Origin of the sequence: Streptomyces niger (assembly GCF_000718305.1) — a bacterium.
Classification (GTDB): domain Bacteria; phylum Actinomycetota; class Actinomycetes; order Streptomycetales; family Streptomycetaceae; genus Streptomyces; species Streptomyces niger.
In genome coordinates this window covers 135,441-152,323 of sequence record NZ_JOFQ01000010.1, presented here as the reverse complement: position 1 = coordinate 152,323, position 16,883 = coordinate 135,441, and the positions used below count along the sequence as shown (strand labels likewise).

Genomic DNA, 16,883 nt, shown 5'->3' with positions numbered 1-16,883 from the left:
GTGGACGGTGGAACGGACATGGAGCTGCGGCATCTGACCGCCTTCGTCGCGGTGGCCGAGGAGCTGCACTTCGGGCGGGCCGCCAAGCGGCTGCAGATGGCGCAGCCGCCGCTCAGCCAGCAGATCCGCCAGCTGGAGAAGGAGCTGGGCGTCCAGCTCTTCGAGCGCAACACCCGCTCCGTCCGGCTGACCAGCGCGGGCCAGTCCTTCCTCGACCCCGTACGGACCGTGCTGGCCGACCTGGACACCGCGACGCGCGCCGCGAAGGCCGCCGGGCGGGGCGAGTACGGCCGGGTCACCATCGGCTTCGCGGGCGCCTCCACGCACGAGACGCTGCCCCTCCTCACGCGCGCCGTGCGGGCCGCGCATCCGGCGCTGGAGCTGGTGATGAAGGGCCAGACGTACGCCAACGTGGCGCTCGCCGGGGTGGCCGACGGCTCGCTGGACCTCGGCTTCGTGCGGCTCCCGGTCACCCAGCCCGGCGTCGCGACCCGGGTGATCGACGAGGAGGAGCTGGTCTGCGCGCTGCCCTCGGACCACCCGCTGGCCCGCCGCCGGCGCATCCCCATCGCCGCGCTCGCCGACGAGCCGTTCGTCAGCTTTCCCGCCAACGCCGGGTCCACGGTCCGGGACGCCACGGTCCGGGCGTGCGAGGGCGCCGGGTTCAATCCGCGGGTCGTGCAGGAGGCGCCCGACTCGTACACGATCCTGGCGCTGGTCGCCGCGGGCGTGGGCACCACCCTCACCGTCACCTCCTGCCAGCACATCCAGCAGACCGGGCTGGTCTACCGGCCGCTCGCGGGCCCGCCGATCCGGCTGCAGGCCGCGCTGGCGTGGCGTCCGGACAACCCCTCGGCGGCCCTGCGTACCGTCCTCGCGGTGGCCGAGGAGGCGCTGCCGACCCCTGAGGGGAAGACTCCGGTTCGCTCCTGACCTGCGGCGATAGTCGATTGATAAATCTGGCGTCCCAATCTCGACCGAATTGGATATTGGACCGGCTCAGTGCTCGGGTGGAAAAGTCACCGGGAAGCGTCCACCAGGTCCACCACGGCACCAGGGCACCAGGAAAGGCCGTCGCATGTCCGACTCCACCGAAATCGTCCTCTGCGAACCGCTGCGCACCCCGATCGGCAAGTTCGGCGGCGCGCTGGCCGGGCAGCGTCCCGCCGCCCTGGCCGCCCTGCTGATCTCCGAGATCGTCCGCCGGACCGGTGTCGCGCCCGAGAAGGTCGACGAAGTGATCCTCGGCCACGCCTGGCCCACCTCCGACGCGCCGGCCATCGGCCGGGTGGCCGCCCTGGACGCCGGCCTGCCCGACACCGTCACCGGCGTACAGATCGATCGCCGCTGCGGCTCCGGGCTGCAGGCGGTGCTGGACGCGGCGATGCAGATCAAGGCCGGGTTCAGCGACGTGGTGATCGCCGGTGGCGTGGACGTGATGAGCGCGGCGCCGTACTACACCCACGAGGGCCGCTGGGGCATCAAGGGCCCGAACCTGACGCTGCACGACTCCCTCACCCGCGGCCGGGTCACCGCGGGCGGCGAGCGCCACCCCATCCCCGGCGGCATGATCGAGACCGCCGAGAACCTGCGCCGTCAGTACGGCATCAGCCGCGCCGACCAGGACGCGCTGGCGCTCCGCTCGCAGCAGCGGGCCGGGCGCGCCATCGAGGCGGGCCTGTTCGACGAGGAGATCGTGCCGGTCACCGTGCGCGGCCGGAAGGGCGACACCGTCGTGTCCGCCGACGAGCACCCGCGCCCCGAGACCACCGCCGAGCAGCTCGCCGAGCTGAAGCCGATCATGGGCAAGCAGGACCCGGAGGCCACCGTCACCGCGGGCAACGCCAGCGGCCAGAACGACGCGGCCGCTGCCTGCCTGGTCACGAGCGCCGCCACCGCCGAACGGCTCGGCCTCACCCCGATCGTGCGGCTGGTCTCCTTCGCGCGGACCGGCTGCGCCCCGGAGACCATGGGCCTCGGCCCGGTCGGCGCCACCCGCGCGGCCCTGGACAAGGCGGGTCTCAAGCTCGCCGAACTGGACCTGATCGAGTTGAACGAGGCATTCGCCGCACAGGTACTGGCCTGCACGAAGGAGCTGGGCCTCGGCGAGGCTGACCACGAGCGGATCAACGTCAACGGCTCCGGCGTCTCCCTCGGCCACCCCGTCGGCGCCACCGGCGCCCGTATCCTGGCCACCCTCGCCCGCGAGATGCGGCGTCGCGAGGCCCGCTACGGCCTGGAGACCATGTGCATCGGCGGCGGCCAGGGCCTCGCGGCCGTCTTCGAGCGAATCGCCGCCTGACCCGCGCCCCCGGCGCCGCCTTCGGGCGGATCGCCTGACCCGCGCCCCGACCGCTCTCGGGGTTCCTCCGTATACGTACAAGTTCATCGCGCACCACCCGTACCACCCAGGGGCGCCGCTCGGCCGACGCGGCGCCCCTGGTCTCCCCTTCCCCTGCCCAAAGACGCCCAGGGAGTCCGTATGAGTGCGCCCGCCGCGCCCACCCCACGCGACCGCACCAGAGCCGCCAACCGCGCCGGAATCGGCGCCTTCATCGGCTCCACCATCGAGTGGTTCGACTTCTACATCTACGGCACCGCCTCCGCCCTCGTCTTCGACAAGGTCTTCTTCCCCGAACTGGACGGCGCCCTCGGCACGCTGGTCGCCTTCGCGACCTTCTGGGTCGGCTTCCTCGCCCGTCCGCTCGGCGGCATCGTCTTCGGACACTACGGTGACCGGCTCGGCCGGAAGAAGACCCTCGTCATCACCCTGCTGATGATGGGCCTGTCCACCACGGCCATCGGCCTGCTGCCCGGCTACGCCTCGATCGGCGTCGCCGCGCCGGTCCTGCTCGTCTGCATACGGATGATCCAGGGTATCGGCCTGGGTGGCGAGTGGGGTGGGTCGGTCCTGATCGCCTCCGAGTCCGCGCCCAAGGGCAAGTCCGTCCTCTACGGCGCCTTCGCGCAGCAGGGCTCGCCGGTCGGCAACACCCTCAGCACGCTGAGCTTCCTCGCCATCAGCCAACTGCCGGACGCCGCCTTCACCTCCTGGGGCTGGCGGGTGCCGTTCCTCGCCTCCGCGCTGCTGGTCATCGTCGGCCTCTTCGTCCGGCTGAAGGTCGCCGAGTCCCCGGCGATGGCCAAGCTGATCGAGAAGAAGGAGGTCGCGAAGGTGCCGCTGACCGAGGTGGTGCGCAGCCACCCGATGCTGATCGTCCTGGGCATCGGCGCCTGCACCATCGGCCTGTCGGCGACGTACTTCAAGTCCACCTTCGCGCTGTCCTGGGCGACCAGCGCACTGGACTTCGACCGCAGCTCCTTCCTCACGATCATCCTGGTCGCCAACATCACCCAGATCATCGTCCAGCCCTTCGGCGCGGTCCTCGCCACGAAGATGAAGAGCTGGTCGCGCGCGGTCTGCGTGATGCTGGTGCCCGAACTGGTCCTGATGCCGGTGATGTTCGTCCTCATCGGCACCGAGAACTACGGCCTGGCGATGTTCGGCGTCGCGGTCGCCACGATCCCGCACTGCCTGTACTACGCGGCGCTGGCCGGCATGCTCGCCAGCCGGTTCCCCGCGCACCTGCGGTACACCGGCATCTCGCTCTGCTACCAGCTGTGCGGCACGCTGCTGGGCGGCACCACGCCGATCATCGGCCAGTCGCTGCTGAACTGGACCGGTTCGATCACCGCGGTCATCGTCTACGCGGTCTTCCAGGTCGCCCTGACCATGGGCTGCATGCTGCTGCTCCTGCGCCGCCCGAACCACGACGAGACGGCGGCGGAGGTCGCGGCGGGCGCCCCGGCCACCGCGCCGCTTCCCGCGCGGTAACGCGGCCGGCGGGCCGGGCTGGGATGCTCGTGGGCGTCCGTACCTCCGACGTCCACGACGTCCACGACGTCCACGACGTCCACGACGTCCACGACGTCCACGGCGTCCACGGCGTCCACGGCGTCCACGGCGTCCACGGCGTCCACGGCGTCCACGGCGTCCACGGCGTCCACGGCGTCCACGGCGTCCACGACGTCCACGACGTCCACGACGTCCACGACGTCCAGGAGAGGAGCCCAGCCGTGCCCGCCGCTTCCGACCCCGAGTCCGTCGTCCGCCTGGGCGGCCGCCGCTTCGCCTACCTCGACTCCGGCGGCCCGGGCCCCGTCCTGCTCGCGCTGCACGGCCACTTCGGCCGCGGCCGGATCTTCGCGCCGCTGGCCGCCGCACTGGCCGGCCGGTACCGCGTCCTCGCCCCGGACCAGCGCGGCCACGGACTCTCGGACCACGGCGGCCCCTTCACCCCGGACGCCTACGTGGAGGACGCGGCGGCCCTCCTGCGCGCCCTGGACGCCGGCCCCGCGGCCGTGCTCGGCCACTCCATGGGCGGCGCCGTCGCCTTCCTGCTCGCCGAGCGCCACCCCGACCTCGTACGGGCCCTCGTCGTGGCGGACATGACCGTGCGCAACCACGTCCCCGAGACAGAGCCCGTCCTGGACGTCTCGGGCTGGCCGCGCCGTACCGTCTCGCGCGCGGCCCTGCGCGCCGCCATCGAGGCGCGGGGCATCCCGGACGCCGGTTACTTCCTGGACAGCGCGGTGGAGTTCGAGGACGGCTGGGGGCTGCTTTTCGACACCGAGGCGATGATGGCCTCGCAACGGGCCTTCGTCGGGGATTTCTCGGACCGGTGGACGGCCTCCCGGCAGCCGGCCCTGCTGCTCAGGGCGGGGGAGAGCTTCCTGCTGACCCGTGCCACCGCCGAGTGGATGGCCGGCGCCCGGCCGCACACGGAACTCACCGAACTCCCCGGCTGCGGGCACTGGCTCCACGCCGACGACCCCGATGGATTCGCCCAGGCCGTCGGCGGTTTTCTCGACACCGTCCGTATTCGGGGAACCTTCTCAACCACGAGTTGATGCACACGTGCCCCGAGAAGTCGTGACCGTCCGTAGGTGGACTGGTGCGTGTCGTTCCGCTCGTGAAAGGATGAGCGCAGCGGAGAGCGCGCGACTCAACTGTCCGTTGGGCGTGCGCGTCGTTCGACCGCTGCTGGGACCAGGGCAGACAGGGATGGGGCATCGACATGGCGCGAGGGGGCGACGGCACACCGAAGAGCGAGCACAGCCCGCTCGCCGAGCGGCTGAACCACCTCTTCGCCCACATGCACCCGCCCGGCGCGCCGTACACCAACGCCTACGTCGCCGAGGAGATCAGCGAGGGCGCCGAGTACGGTGACGTCACCCTCTCCGAGCAGTACCTGTCCATGCTCCGCAAGGGCAGGCGCACCAACCCCAGCCACGAAGTGCTGCGCGCACTCGCCAAGTTCTTCGCGGTACCGGTCGGCTATCTGGTCGGGGACCTCTCCCAGCCGCAGGCCGACCGGGTGGAGGAGGAGCTGCGCTTCCTCGCGGCCATGCGCGACCAGCGGGTGCGGACCATCGCCCTGCGCGCGGTCGGCCTGCCGCCCGAGGTGCAGGACAGCCTCACCACGATCATCTCCCAGTTCCGGCAGCAGATGGACCTGCCGCCGGACCCGCCGGCGACCAGCGGTGAGGAACCGCATGCCGGCCACTGACGAGCAGCTCTTCGTCGCCTGGCGACGGACGGGAAACGAGGACGGTACGGCCATGCGGGTACGGCGCATAAGGCGGAGGTGCAAGCAGCTCGTCCAGGAGCTGGCGCTGCCCGCCGCGACCGACCTGCCCGGTCTGAGCGAGGTCGTGGCGCGGCGCGTGGGACGCCCCGTGCACCTCGCGCCGATGAGCCTGGGCGGCGTGGTCTCCGGCATGACGGCGGGCACCGACGACGGCTGGTGGGTCTTCTACGAGCGGCAGACCTCGCCCTGGCACCAGACCCACATCGTCCTGCACGAGCTGAGCCACCTCCTCCTCGGCCACGAGCAGGACCCCACCGTCACCGAGAACGCGCTGAAGTTCTGGACGCCCACCATGGACGTCGCGACCGCGGCGCGGCGCATGGGCCTGACCGCCCGCTTCGCGCGCCACCACTGCTACGACGACGCCACCGAGCGCGAGACCGAGGTCCTCGGCACGCTCCTCATGGCGCACCTGGTGCCCACGACCGCCAAGGACGACCCGCCGCTCAGCGGTGACGCGGCCGAGATCGCCGCGGCGCTGGGTCCGGCGCTCAAGCACATCCGGCGCGAGCTGGACGGCGCCGGGGGCAGCGGTCCGGAGGCCCCGGGAGTCGGTTCCGAGGACGGGGGGCCGTCGCGTGTTTGACGTGGTCTACCTCTGCTTCGCGGCCGTCGCCTGGGTGCTCGCCGGCTACAAGTTCCGCGCCTGGCTGCGCGACCGCGCCAACGCCGACCTGGGCCTGACGTCCCTGATGACGGCGGGCGTCGCCACGGTGTTCCTGTTCTCGGCGCCGAGCCTGTACCGCGCCTTCGACCGGTTCACCGGCGTCGCCAACCTCGCCATGGTCTTCCTGTATTCCTCCGTCGTGGTCTTCGCGGCCGGCGCCCTGGTGCTGCTGCTGCGCTGGACCGGCGGCGAGGACGAGGCGGGCCGCCGCGGGACCCGCGCCCGGACCCGTACGGTCCTCGGGCTCGTCGTGGTGGCGTGGGCGGTGGCCGTCACCGGCTTCGCCGTCGGCCGCCCGGACGCCGTGGAGCACCCGCGCGACTTCAGCACCGCGTACACCGACGCACCCGGCGTCATGCTCTTCCTGATGCTGTATTTGGCCATCTTCGGCGCCAGCCTGGCCGGCCTCGGCACCCTCTGCCCGCGCTACGCCACCAAGGTCGGCCCGTCCTGGCTGGCCCGCGGCCTGCGCGTACTGGCCGCCGGCTGCTGGCTGGGCCTGCTGTACTGCGCCTGCAAGCTCGTCGGCTTCGCGCTCTCCTGGGCCGGCAGCCCGGCGCTGTGGCTCTCCAACGGCGTGGCCCCGCTGAGCGCTTCGGTCGCCGCGATCCTCGTCCTCACCGGATTCGCGCTGCCCGCCGCCGGGCCCCGCGCCGCCGCCTGGCGCCGGCTGCGCCGCCTCTCGCCCCTGTGGCGCGAGGCCACCGCGCAGGCCCCGGAGGTGACGATGGAGGGCACGCGGCCGGGCGGCTGGCCCTTCGCCGACCTGGAGTGGCGGGCCAACCGCCAGATGGCCGAGATCCGCGACGTACAGCGCGGCATCCGCCGGTACGTCGAGGCCGACGCCGTCGACTTCGCCACCGAGCGGGCCCGCTCGCTGGGCATCGAGCCGGCGCAACTGGCCGCGGTGGCCGAGGCGGTGGCACTGCGCCGGGGCCTGGACAACCGGCAGGCCGGCCGGCTCCCGGAGCCGTACGCCGAATCCGTCGTCGTCACCACCGACATGGCACCGGCGGCGGAGTACGAACACCTGGCACTGGTCGCGGACGTGTACCGCTCGTCCCTGGCCGAAACGGTCCTCGCCGAGCTGCGACAACGCAGCACCGTGCAGGAGCGGGGGGCATAGCGCCGCGACGGCGCACCACAGACGAGGTGGCTCGGCACGGGGGTCCGAACCGCCTACGGCACAGGGCGGCACGGGGCATCTGCCCCGGAGCCGCCCTGTGCTCTTGCCCGCCGCCGGTGCGGCACCCGACCCGAGTACGGGCGGCCGGCCCCCACCCCATAAGGTCGGGATCCATGCAGAGGACCCCCACACCCGACCGCCCCGACCCGCTCGACCCGACGGCACTGCTCGACGACCCGTACGCGGCGTACGAGGGGCTGCGCGAGGCCGGGCCGGTGCACCGGATCAGCGGCCCCGACGGGCAGCCCGCCTGGCTCGTCACCCGTTACGCCGATGTCCGCGGTGCGCTGGCCGACCCCCGGCTCTCCCTGGACAAGCGGAACAGCTCGACCGGCTACCGGGGTTTCTCCCTGCCGCCGGCGCTGGACGCCAACCTGCTGAACATGGACCCGCCGGACCACACCCGCGTCCGCCGCCTGGTCGTCAAGGCGTTCACGCCCGGCCGCGTCGAGAAGTTGCGGGCCCCCGTGGCGAAGGTCGCGCAGGACCTGCTGGACGCGGTCGAGCCCCAGGGCACCGCCGACCTCATCGCCGACTTCGCGGGCCCGCTGCCGATCATCGTCATCTGCGACCTGCTCGGCGTCCCGGAGCACGACCGGCGGGACTTCCGCGCCTGGACCGACGCGCTCATCACGCCCGACCCGTCCCGGCCCGCGGCGATGAAGGAGGCGATCGGCGCCATGCTGCGCTTCTTCACCGAACTGATCGCCACCAAGCGCGCCGAGCCGGGCGACGACCTGCTCTCCGACCTGATCGCCGTGCGCGATGAGGGAGACGAGGGAGACGAGGTAGACGAGGCGGACGACGGGAACGGAGCCGGCGGGGTGGCGGGAGACCGGCTCAGCGAGGACGAGCTGACCTCGCTCGCCTTCCTCATCCTCTTCGCGGGCTACGAGAACACCGTCCACCTGATCGGCAATGCCGTGCTTGCGCTGCTGGACCACCCGGACGTGCTGGCGGAGTTGCGTGCCGAGCCAGAGCGCATGCCCGCGGCAGTGGAGGAGTTCGCGCGGTACGACGGGCCGGCGCCGCTGGCCATCCGCCGCTTCCCGGTCGAGGACGTGGAGATCGGCGGGGTGCGGATCCCGGCCGGGGAGAGCGTGCTGCTCTCGCTGGCGTCCGCCAACCGTGACCCGGAACGATTCCCCGACCCTGCGACACTCGATCCGCACCGCGATATTTTCGGCCATCTCGCGCTCGGCCACGGGATCCATTACTGCCTCGGAGCACCACTCGCCAGGATGGAGACGCAGACCGCCCTCGACGCCGTGATTCAGCGTTTCCCCGGTCTTCGCCTGGCCGTCCCGCGCACGGAGTTGCAGTGGCGCCGATCCATCCGTGCGCGTGGCCTGATGTCGCTCCCCGTCGCCTGGTAACAGCGACTCGAACAAGCTTTTCCTGCATAACCGTTCCGGCATGCGGTAGAAAGGTTCTGAGCCCGCCCGGTGTGCATCCCCCGTCGCACCGGGCGGGCCTTCCGCCGGTACGCGTGAGCCGTCTGGCGCATCCGGTACTGCGCGTGACCGCTTGTCTCCCTAGCGTGGTTCCATGGGAACCGACACCGCTTCGACCAGGACCACGGGCACCGTAACGGCCATAGCCGTGGCCGGTGCCCTCCTCGCACTACCCGCCCCCGCCCACGCCGCGCCCGCGACGCAGGGCAGAGCACTCCCCGACCGCCCCGTGACCCATACCGCGGCCTGGCTCGAACCGGCCCGGCCGTGGTCCGTCTCCCCGGCCTTCGCCCCCCGGCGGCCCGCAGCGGCGCCACCCGCCGGCATCGATGCCAAGGCCTGGACCGTCACCGACGCCACGACCGGGCAGGTGCTGGGCTCGAAAGAGCCGCATCGCCAACTGCCGCCCGCCAGCACCCTGAAGACCCTCTTCGCGCTCACCGTCCTGCCGAAATTCCCGGCCGACATGGTCCGCACGGTCACCGCCGCCGACCTCAAGGGTGTGGGCGAGGGCAGCAGCCTCGTAGGCATCAAGAAGGGGCAGCGCTACAAGGTCGCCGACCTGTGGCGCGGCGTGTTCCTCCGCTCGGGCAACGACGCGGTGCACGTCCTGGCGAACATGAACGGCGGCTGGCAGGCCACCGCCAAGGAGATGCAGCTGAAAGCCCGCACGCTGGGCGCCGAGGACACGACCGTGAAGACGCCGGACGGCTACGACGCGGCCGGCCAGGTCTCCTCGGCGAGCGACCTCACGCTGTTCGCGCGAAAGGGCCTGCAGAACGCCGACTTCGCGCGGTACTGCGCCACCGCACGGGCCGCCTTCCCCGGCGGCGCCAAGGGGGCGCGCGACATCGTGAACACCAACCGGATGCTGTCCGGCACGAACGGGGTGCCGCGCTACCCCGGCATCATCGGCGTGAAGAACGGCTACACCAGCAAGGCGGGCAACACCCTCATCGCCGCCGCGAAGAAGAACGGACGCACCCTCGTGGTCACCGTCCTGGCCCCCGGCAACGAGAAGAACGCGGTCTACAAGGAGGCCGCGTCCCTCCTGGACTGGGGCTTCAAGGCGGGCTGAGGCGCCGTCCCCGGGCCCGGGAGCCGGTGCGGCTCCCGGGCCCCGGTCAGCGCTCCGCCGCGACGCGCAGCCGGGGCGCGTGGTCGGCCGCCGGCACCGGGCCGCGCAGCGACCCGGCCAGCTCACCCGCCCAGCGGATCAGCCCGTCGACATCGACGCCGTGCGGCGCCGTGCCCGCGTACGGCCCGATGGCGGCGGCGCCGCGGGTCAGCAGCGAGCCGGCGCCCGTGACGTTGCCGCGGGCCGCGTGGGTGAGACCGACCGCCAGCTGGGCGAGTCCGCGCCACAGCTCGCGCTCCGCCGGCGGCCCGGACTTCCACGCGTCCTCCAGCACCTCGTGCGCGTGGAACGGCATCCCGTCGTCCAGCAGCCGCTGCGCCTCCGCCAGCGACTCAGCGGGCTCCCGTACGACGCCCTCCGGCTGCCGGGCGACGCCGGGGGAGCCGTACGGCAGGGGGCGGCCCAGGCCGTCCCGCGGCCGGGCGTTGCGCGCCCGGCCCTCGGCGTCCCGGTCCCGGCGCCGAGACGTTTCCGGCGCCGGGGCACCGCCCGCCCGCACAGCCGGGTCCTGCGCCGCCGCGCAGTGCGGGCAGGCGGCGGCCGGGTCCTCGCGGATCCGGCCGCACTCCTCGCAGACCCGGTCCAGCCAGCAGGCCGGGTCGCCGCCCTCGTCGTGGCTCCGCGTGCTCATCGGCCGTCGACGACCTCGGTCTCGTAGAAGCAGTAGTGGTCCTTGATGTCCGCCACGGCCTCCTTGGGCTCCGGATACGCCCACACGGCGTCCTCGGGCCCGTCCGGCAGGGACCAGTAGGACGCGTCGCCCTTGAAGGGGCAGTGGGTCGTGGTCTCGGAGGGGATGAGGACGTCGGTACGGACGTCCTGCGGCGGCAGGTAGTAGCGGGCCGGGTAGCCGGTCTCGCGCAGTACCAGCGGGCGGGTGCTGTCGGCGATCACCTGCCCGCCGTGCACCACGCGCACGTGGTCCTCGCTCCGCTCGACTGTGATGCGGTGGCCTGTGGTCATCGGTGGTCCTCCCGGGTGAGGAACGGTCCCTCCCAGGATGTCACCCGCGGGCGGTGCGGGCCCGGAGGCCCTCCGGGCCCGCACCGCCGTCGCCGTCAGATCTCCCGGATGCCCCGTCCCGCCCACTCCGGGGCCGGGCCGGTCAGGGCCGTGAGGCGGTCGCGCACCGCGTCGGGCAGCGGCGCCGAGCGGCCGGTGCCCTGGTCGACGTGGAGGGCGAAGAGCTCCTCCGTGGCGACCGGGTCGCCGGCCGGCTCACCGGCCGCGTCGGCGACGTACATCTCGTGCAGGAAGCGGGCCTTCTTGGTGTCCGCGCCCAGTACGGTGGTGCGTACGGCCAGTTCGGCGTTCCGGTCGACCTCGCGGAGGTACCGGACGTGCGCCTCGACCGTGTAGAGCGAGCAGCCGCTCGCCTCGCGGTACTCCGGGCCCAGCCCGGTCTCCGCCATCAGGGCGTCCGTGGCGAACCCGAAGACGAGTACGTAGTACGCCTCGCTCAGGTGGCCGTTGTAGTCGATCCACTCGTCCTTGACGGTCTGCCGGAAGAGCGGCAGCGCCCCGGCCGGGGCGCTCACTCGGCGCCGCCGAGCCGGCCGGTGGCGCGCAGTACGTTGATGACGCCCTGGTCACGCTCGGCCACCAGGTCCGCGTACGTCCGCTCGCCCGCTTCGGCCTCGCAGCCCTCGACCATGGCGTCCCGCAGCTCACGCGTCAGCTCGGGGGCCTCCAGGCGGGTCCACGGGGACTTCAGGGACGGGCCGAAGTGGTCGAGCATGTGGCCCATGCCGCCCTCGCCGCCGGCCAGCGCGAAGGTCAGCAGCGGGCCCATGAACGCCCAGCGCAGGCCCGGCCCTTCGGTGATCGAGTCGTCGATGTCCTGCACGCTCGCCTCGCCGTTGGCGACCATGTGCAGCGCCTCGCGCCACAGGGCTTCCTGGAGGCGGTTGGCGATGAAGCCGGGCAGCTCACGGTCCATGGTGATCACGGACTTGCCCGCCACGTCGTAGAAGCGGGAGGCCCACTCCACGGCCGCGCGGTCGGTCTTCTCGCCGCCGACGACCTCGACGAGGGGTATGAGGTACGGCGGGTTGAAGGGGTGGCCGACGACGAGGCGGCCGTTGTCGGCTCCGTCGGAGTGCATGTCCGACATCGGGTAGCCGGAGGTGGAGGAGGCGATGATCACGCCGTCCCGGGTGGCGTCGGTCAGCTCGGCCAGCAGCGAGCGCTTCAGCTCCAGCTTCTCCGGCGCGCTCTCCTGCACGAAGTCGGCGTCGGCGACGGCCTCGGCGAGGGTGGGCGCGACGGTGAGGCGGTCCTGCGAGGCGCCCTCGGCGAGGCCCATCTGCTCCAGCGCAGGCCAGGCGGCGGAGACCAGGCGGCGCAGCTTCTCCTCGGCGTCGTCGGCCGGGTCCCAGGCGGTCACGTCGTAACCGCGGGCGAGGAAGTGGGCGACCCAGCCGCCGCCGATCACGCCGGCGCCGATGCAGGCGACCTTGCGTACGTCTTCGGGGGCGAGGGGAGGGGTGGCGGTCATGCGGGGCTCCAAGGTGGTGGGACGTACGTCAGGCGCGGGGCTTCAGGCCCATGCGGGCGCGGGCCCGGTCGGGCGTGGCGACCTTGGCGCCGAGGGACTCGGTGATGGTCACGGCGCGCTCGACGAGCTGGGCGTTGGTGGCCTTCACGCCCTTGGAGAGGTACAGGTTGTCCTCCAGGCCGACGCGGACGTTGCCGCCGAGCAGGATGGACTGGGCGACCCACGGCATCTGCATGCGGCCGAGCGCGAAGCTCGCCCACTGGGCGTTCTCGGGCAGCATGTTGACCATCGACTGGAGCACGCCCGGGTCGGCCGGGGCGCCCCACGGGATGTCCATGCACAGCTGGAAGACGGTCGGGTCGTCCAGCAGGCCCTCGGCGCGCAGCTGCTTGGCGAACCACAGCTGGCCGGTGTCGAAGATCTCCAGCTCGGGGCGGACGCCCAGCTCCTGGATGCGCTTGGCGCCCTTGCGGAGCATCTCGGGGGTGGAGATGTAGAGGTTGTCGCCGAAGTTCAGCGAGCCGCAGTCCAGGGTGCAGATGTCGGGGAGCAGGTCCTCGACGTGCGGGAGCCGGTCCAGGCCGCCGACCAGGTCGGTGCCGGGCTGCGCGCCCTTCTCCAGCGGCTGGTCGGGGTCGAGCACCAGGTCGCCGCCCATGCCGGCGGTGAGGTTGATGACGACGTCGGTGCCGGTCTCCTTGATGCGCTCGACGACCTCCGCGTACAGCTTCGGGTCGCGCGAGGGGTCGCCGGTCTCGGGGTCGCGGACGTGGATGTGCACCACGGCGGCGCCCGCTTCCGCCGCCTCCACGGCGGACTTGGCGATCTGCTCGGGCGTCACGGGGACGTGTGGGGAGCGGCGCACGGTGTCGCCCGCGCCGGTCAGCGCACAGGTGATGATGACCTCGTCGTTCATGACGGGATTCCCTTCTGCGATGGGTGGGTGACGAACCGTCAGGTGTGACGGCAGGGGAAGGGAGGGGGTGCGCGGGCAGGCGTCGGCCACGCCTGCCCGCGCACGATGGGGGGGGCCGGACGGTCTCCGGTACGGCGCCTTACGGCGCGGTCAGCTCGTCCTCGACGAAGGCGGTCAGCGCGGCGTGCATGCTGTCCGGGGTGGTGCTGCCGGGGGCGGTGGCCAGCACCTGGGTGGCCAGGCCGTCGATCAGCGCGGTCAGCCGCAGTGCGGTGAACTCCACGTCGACGGGGCGGAAGACGCCCTGCTCGACGCCGCGTCGCACGACGTCGGCGACGGTGTTCCGCCACTGCCGGTAGTAGTGGTCGTGCAGCCGGCCGACCTCGGTGGAGCGGGCCGCCTGCGCCCACATGTCCAGCCAGACCAGCCACTGCCGGCGCTGCTGTTCCGTGCGGGGGGTCTGCAGCGCGATGAGGTGCAGCATCTCCTCGCGCGCGTCGGTGGCGCCGGCCAGGCCCTGCGCGCGGCGCGCGGTGTCCTCGTCCATGCACCAGCGGACGGCGGCCTCCAGGAGGTCGTCCCGGCCGGGGAAGTGGTAGTGGATCGCGGCCGTGCTCGTCCCGCAGGCCGCGGCGATGTCGGCGACCCGTACGGAGTGGAAGCCGTGCTCGGCGATCAGCCGCACCGTCTCGCGGACGATCTGCAGCGGCCGGCCGCCCTCGGGCAGTGCGGTGGGTGCCGACGCGTCGTCCGGTGCCGCGGTCACGGCCCGGGAGCCCAGCAGCCAGCCGGTGTCCACCCCGCCGATCTCGGCGATGCGGACGATCTCGGCGATGGTGAAGCGGCGGGTCCCGCCGAGGGAGCGGGAGAGCTTCGAGGGGTCCATCACGATGCGCCGGGCGAACTCACGGCGGCTGCAGCCGATGCCGTCGATCACCTTCTTGACGCGGTCCGTGAGATCGCCGCTCTCGTCGGCGAGCCGGGTGCCGGGGTCTTCCTGCATGGTCCGGGACCGTAGCAGGGTGATGAGATCACCGCAACGCATACCGCGTCGATTTCCCGGGGAAACCCTGGACAGGAACGGATAAACGGCTCGTGATGAGGCCTGACTGATGAGAAAGTCAGATGCGACTCGCCCGGTGGGGCCGGCCCGGTGTGCGGACATCCCGTACGGGTGGGAGATGTGGGAAAGTGACGACATGGCCGAACCGGGCGCGCAGTCCTCTGCCATGTCGCCGCCGGAGGAGTGGCCCGCCCCGCCGCACCTGATTCTGGCGCTCAACGGCATGGGGGGCTTCGACTGGGACCTGGAGCGCGGCCGGCTGCACATGGACGCCGCCGCGCTGCGGATCTTCGACGTGGGCCCCGACGAGTACGACGGCCGCCCCGCCTCCCTCTCCCACCGGGTCCCGCCCGCCGAGGCCGCCCGGCTGGACTCCCTGGTCGCCCAGGCCATCAAGGACGGCAGCGAGTCCTACGGCGCCTACTTCCGCGTCCGGCACCACGACGGCACGCTGCTCTGGATCCACACCCACGGCACGATCTACCGGGACGACAGCGGCCGGCCGCACCGCATCGTCGGCATCGTCCGCGACGCCCGCCAGGAACTGCAGCTCTCCCGTACCGCCGGCCCGGCGACCGCGGGCGATCGCCGCCGCGGGCACACCTCCGTCGTGGAGCGCACCACCGCGGCCCTCGCGCACGCCCGGAGCGTCCGCGACGTCGTCGCCGTCCTCGGGGACGCCCAGGGGCTGAGCCGGCTCGGCGTGGAGAACGTCATCCTGGGGCTGGTGGAGGCCGGCCGCATCCAGCTCGTCTCCGAGGGGCAGGCCGGCAGCTTCGTCCCGGAACACCGGTTCACCCGAGTGGCGGACGAGTTCCCGATGAGCGAGGTCGTGCGCACCCTCAGGCCGCGCTTCGTCCGCTCCCGCGCGGAGTTCGCCTCCTGCTACCCGCGGCTCTGGCCGCACGTCCAACCCCTGAACATCGGCTCGGCCGCCTACCTCCCGCTGATCGCGCAGGCCCGCCCCATCGGCGTCATCGGCCTCTTCTACCGGGAGGAGTGCGAGTTCAGCACGCACGAGCGCAGCATCCTCGTGGCGCTCGGCAGCAGCATCGCGCAGAGCCTGGCCCGCGCGATGCTCTTCGACCAGGAGCACGACCTCGCCGAGGCGCTCCAGCACGCCATGCTGCCGCGCCGCATCCCCGGCGTCCCCGGCGCCCGCATCGCGGTGCGCTACCGCGCGGCGCGGCTGGGCCAGGACATCGGCGGCGACTGGTACGACGTCATCCAGCTGCCCGGCGGACCCCCTTCCGGTGGCGGCCGGGTCGCCGTCGTCATCGGCGACGTCCAGGGCCACGACACCCGGGCCGCCACCCTCATGGGGCAGCTGCGCATCGTCCTGCGCGCGTACGCCGCCGAGGGCCACCCGCCCGCCACCGTCATGGCCCGGGCCTCCGCCTTCCTGCACGAACTGGATCCCGAACGCTTCGCCACCTGCACCTACGCCGACATCGACCTGACCACCGGCGCGCTGCAGGTCGTCCGGGCCGGCCACGTCGATCCGCTGGTCCGGCACGCCGAGGGCATCTGCCGCCGGCTGCCCGTGGTCGGCGGGCTGCCGCTCGGCCTGTCCGCCGAGTTCGGCCAACTGGACTACCCCGTCACCACGGTGCGCCTCGCGCCCGGGGAGACGCTGGTGCTGTGCACGGACGGCCTGGTCGAGCGGCCGGGGCATGACCTGGACGACGGGATGGCCCGGCTGGCCCGGGCGGTGCGCACCGGGCCGCAGGACGTCCAGCAACTCGCCGACCTGCTGTGCACGCTCTCCCTCAGCGGTGACGGCGAGGACGACATGGCGCTGCTGCTGCTCCGGCGCAGCGGCACGACCCCGCCCGACCACCACGGCACGGTCCGCCGGCACGTCGTGCCCGGGGACGCCGGAGGGCTCGCCGGGGCCCGGCGAGCGATCCGGGAGGCGGTCCGGGCCTGGGGTGCGCACGAGCGCGCCGAGGAGATCGAGCTGGTCGCCGACGAGCTGATCACCAACGCGCTGCTGCACACCGACGGGGCGGCCCAGGTGTCCCTCGCGCTGCCCAGGAACGGGGAGCGACGGCTCCGCCTGGAGGTCGCCGACCGCTCCAGCGTGCTGCCGCACCGCGAGGAACCGGCCGACAGCCGCGTGCACGGGCGCGGCCTGCTGCTGGTCGACCGGCTGGCGGACGTCTGGGGCGTGACCCCGCGCGGCAACGGCAAGAGCGTGTGGTGCGAGTTCCTGTGCCCGTGACGCCGGGGACGCGGGCCGATCCACGGGCTTCCGGACATATGGCTGCCGTCTACAGCATGTAAGGCGTGAAGGTGGCCCCCGCCACAT

At 72.7% G+C, this 16,883-nt stretch carries 16 protein-coding genes; 10 read left to right on the top strand and 6 right to left on the bottom strand.

The window, feature by feature from the left end:
- Nucleotides 1-18 precede the first annotated feature (18 nt).
- From IF20_RS20910 to IF20_RS20870, 9 genes are all read left to right on the top strand, one after another.
- Entirely contained in the window at nt 19-933 is a 915-nt protein-coding gene (locus IF20_RS20910; RefSeq protein WP_052866782.1) for a LysR family transcriptional regulator, read from the top strand.
- 145 nt (nt 934-1,078) lie between these two features.
- Nucleotides 1,079-2,302, top strand: coding sequence for an acetyl-CoA C-acetyltransferase (locus IF20_RS20905; protein WP_052866781.1), 1,224 nt, complete (start codon nt 1,079-1,081; stop codon nt 2,300-2,302).
- Between the two features lie 180 nt (nt 2,303-2,482).
- Entirely contained in the window at nt 2,483-3,835 is a 1,353-nt protein-coding gene (locus IF20_RS20900; RefSeq protein WP_052866780.1) for an MFS transporter, read from the top strand.
- Between the two features lie 29 nt (nt 3,836-3,864).
- Nucleotides 3,865-4,911, top strand: a complete 1,047-nt coding sequence (locus tag IF20_RS20895; RefSeq protein ID WP_324605586.1) for an alpha/beta fold hydrolase — start codon at nt 3,865-3,867, stop codon at nt 4,909-4,911.
- Between the two features lie 167 nt (nt 4,912-5,078).
- Nucleotides 5,079-5,570 carry a helix-turn-helix domain-containing protein gene (locus tag IF20_RS20890; protein WP_052866779.1) on the top strand — a complete coding sequence of 164 codons (492 nt, stop codon included), beginning with the start codon at nt 5,079-5,081 and terminating at the stop codon, nt 5,568-5,570.
- The gene (locus tag IF20_RS20885; RefSeq protein ID WP_052866778.1) at nt 5,557-6,237 is read left to right on the top strand and encodes a hypothetical protein; all 681 of its coding nucleotides are present in this window, start codon (nt 5,557-5,559) and stop codon (nt 6,235-6,237) included. Before IF20_RS20890 ends, IF20_RS20885 begins: the two co-directional genes overlap by 14 nt.
- A complete protein-coding gene (locus IF20_RS20880) occupies nt 6,230-7,444 on the top strand; it encodes an MAB_1171c family putative transporter (RefSeq protein WP_052866777.1) in 1,215 nt (404 codons plus the stop codon). The genes IF20_RS20885 and IF20_RS20880 overlap by 8 nt, the downstream gene beginning before the upstream one ends.
- A 173-nt stretch (nt 7,445-7,617) precedes the next feature.
- On the top strand, nt 7,618-8,880 hold the full coding sequence (locus IF20_RS20875) for a cytochrome P450 family protein (RefSeq protein WP_052866776.1): 1,263 nt from the start codon (nt 7,618-7,620) through the stop codon (nt 8,878-8,880).
- A gap of 172 nt (nt 8,881-9,052) precedes the next feature.
- A complete protein-coding gene (locus IF20_RS20870; protein ID WP_052866775.1) occupies nt 9,053-10,036 on the top strand; it encodes a D-alanyl-D-alanine carboxypeptidase family protein in 984 nt (327 codons plus the stop codon).
- Nucleotides 10,037-10,082: 46 nt separating this feature from the next.
- Here IF20_RS20870 and IF20_RS20865 read toward each other — a convergent pair whose 3' ends face one another.
- The 6 genes from IF20_RS20865 to IF20_RS20840 all read right to left on the bottom strand — a co-directional run bounded on the left by IF20_RS20865 (nt 10,083) and on the right by IF20_RS20840 (nt 14,512).
- Nucleotides 10,083-10,727: a DUF309 domain-containing protein gene (locus IF20_RS20865; RefSeq protein WP_110944383.1), complete on the bottom strand. Its 645-nt coding sequence runs from the start codon at nt 10,725-10,727 to the stop codon at nt 10,083-10,085.
- Nucleotides 10,724-11,059, bottom strand: a complete 336-nt coding sequence (locus IF20_RS20860; protein ID WP_052866774.1) for a DUF427 domain-containing protein — start codon at nt 11,057-11,059, stop codon at nt 10,724-10,726. Before IF20_RS20860 ends, IF20_RS20865 begins: the two co-directional genes overlap by 4 nt.
- 95 nt (nt 11,060-11,154) lie before the next feature.
- Complete coding sequence (locus tag IF20_RS20855; RefSeq protein WP_052866773.1) at nt 11,155-11,634, bottom strand: thioesterase family protein; 480 nt, start codon at nt 11,632-11,634, stop codon at nt 11,155-11,157.
- Complete coding sequence (locus IF20_RS20850; RefSeq protein WP_052866772.1) at nt 11,631-12,593, bottom strand: 3-hydroxyacyl-CoA dehydrogenase NAD-binding domain-containing protein; 963 nt, start codon at nt 12,591-12,593, stop codon at nt 11,631-11,633. Before IF20_RS20850 ends, IF20_RS20855 begins: the two co-directional genes overlap by 4 nt.
- Nucleotides 12,594-12,621: 28 nt before the next feature.
- Nucleotides 12,622-13,509: a BKACE family enzyme gene (locus tag IF20_RS20845; protein ID WP_052866771.1), complete on the bottom strand. Its 888-nt coding sequence runs from the start codon at nt 13,507-13,509 to the stop codon at nt 12,622-12,624.
- A gap of 139 nt (nt 13,510-13,648) precedes the next feature.
- Nucleotides 13,649-14,512 carry a TetR/AcrR family transcriptional regulator gene (locus IF20_RS20840; protein WP_052866824.1) on the bottom strand — a complete coding sequence of 288 codons (864 nt, stop codon included), beginning with the start codon at nt 14,510-14,512 and terminating at the stop codon, nt 13,649-13,651.
- A gap of 196 nt (nt 14,513-14,708) precedes the next feature.
- On the opposite strand from IF20_RS20840, the gene IF20_RS20835 reads away from it, so the two are divergent.
- Nucleotides 14,709-16,796: a SpoIIE family protein phosphatase gene (locus IF20_RS20835; RefSeq protein ID WP_052866770.1), complete on the top strand. Its 2,088-nt coding sequence runs from the start codon at nt 14,709-14,711 to the stop codon at nt 16,794-16,796.
- Nucleotides 16,797-16,883 lie beyond the last annotated feature (87 nt).

What these genes read in the sequence shown, in the direction of transcription:
- IF20_RS20910 (WP_052866782.1), top strand. Translation starts at nt 19, where the DNA reads ATGGAGCTGCGGCATCTGACCGCCTTCGTCGCGGTGGCCGAGGAGCTG.
- IF20_RS20905 (WP_052866781.1), top strand. Translation starts at nt 1,079, where the DNA reads ATGTCCGACTCCACCGAAATCGTCCTCTGCGAACCGCTGCGCACCCCG.
- IF20_RS20900 (WP_052866780.1), top strand. Translation starts at nt 2,483, where the DNA reads ATGAGTGCGCCCGCCGCGCCCACCCCACGCGACCGCACCAGAGCCGCC.
- IF20_RS20890 (WP_052866779.1), top strand. Translation starts at nt 5,079, where the DNA reads ATGGCGCGAGGGGGCGACGGCACACCGAAGAGCGAGCACAGCCCGCTC.
- IF20_RS20885 (WP_052866778.1), top strand. Translation starts at nt 5,557, where the DNA reads ATGCCGGCCACTGACGAGCAGCTCTTCGTCGCCTGGCGACGGACGGGA.
- IF20_RS20875 (WP_052866776.1), top strand. Translation starts at nt 7,618, where the DNA reads ATGCAGAGGACCCCCACACCCGACCGCCCCGACCCGCTCGACCCGACG.
- IF20_RS20870 (WP_052866775.1), top strand. Translation starts at nt 9,053, where the DNA reads ATGGGAACCGACACCGCTTCGACCAGGACCACGGGCACCGTAACGGCC.
- IF20_RS20865 (WP_110944383.1), bottom strand. Translation starts at nt 10,727, where the DNA reads ATGAGCACGCGGAGCCACGACGAGGGCGGCGACCCGGCCTGCTGGCTG.
- IF20_RS20860 (WP_052866774.1), bottom strand. Translation starts at nt 11,059, where the DNA reads ATGACCACAGGCCACCGCATCACAGTCGAGCGGAGCGAGGACCACGTG.
- IF20_RS20850 (WP_052866772.1), bottom strand. Translation starts at nt 12,593, where the DNA reads ATGACCGCCACCCCTCCCCTCGCCCCCGAAGACGTACGCAAGGTCGCC.
- IF20_RS20845 (WP_052866771.1), bottom strand. Translation starts at nt 13,509, where the DNA reads ATGAACGACGAGGTCATCATCACCTGTGCGCTGACCGGCGCGGGCGAC.
- IF20_RS20840 (WP_052866824.1), bottom strand. Translation starts at nt 14,512, where the DNA reads ATGCAGGAAGACCCCGGCACCCGGCTCGCCGACGAGAGCGGCGATCTC.
- IF20_RS20835 (WP_052866770.1), top strand. Translation starts at nt 14,709, where the DNA reads ATGGCCGAACCGGGCGCGCAGTCCTCTGCCATGTCGCCGCCGGAGGAG.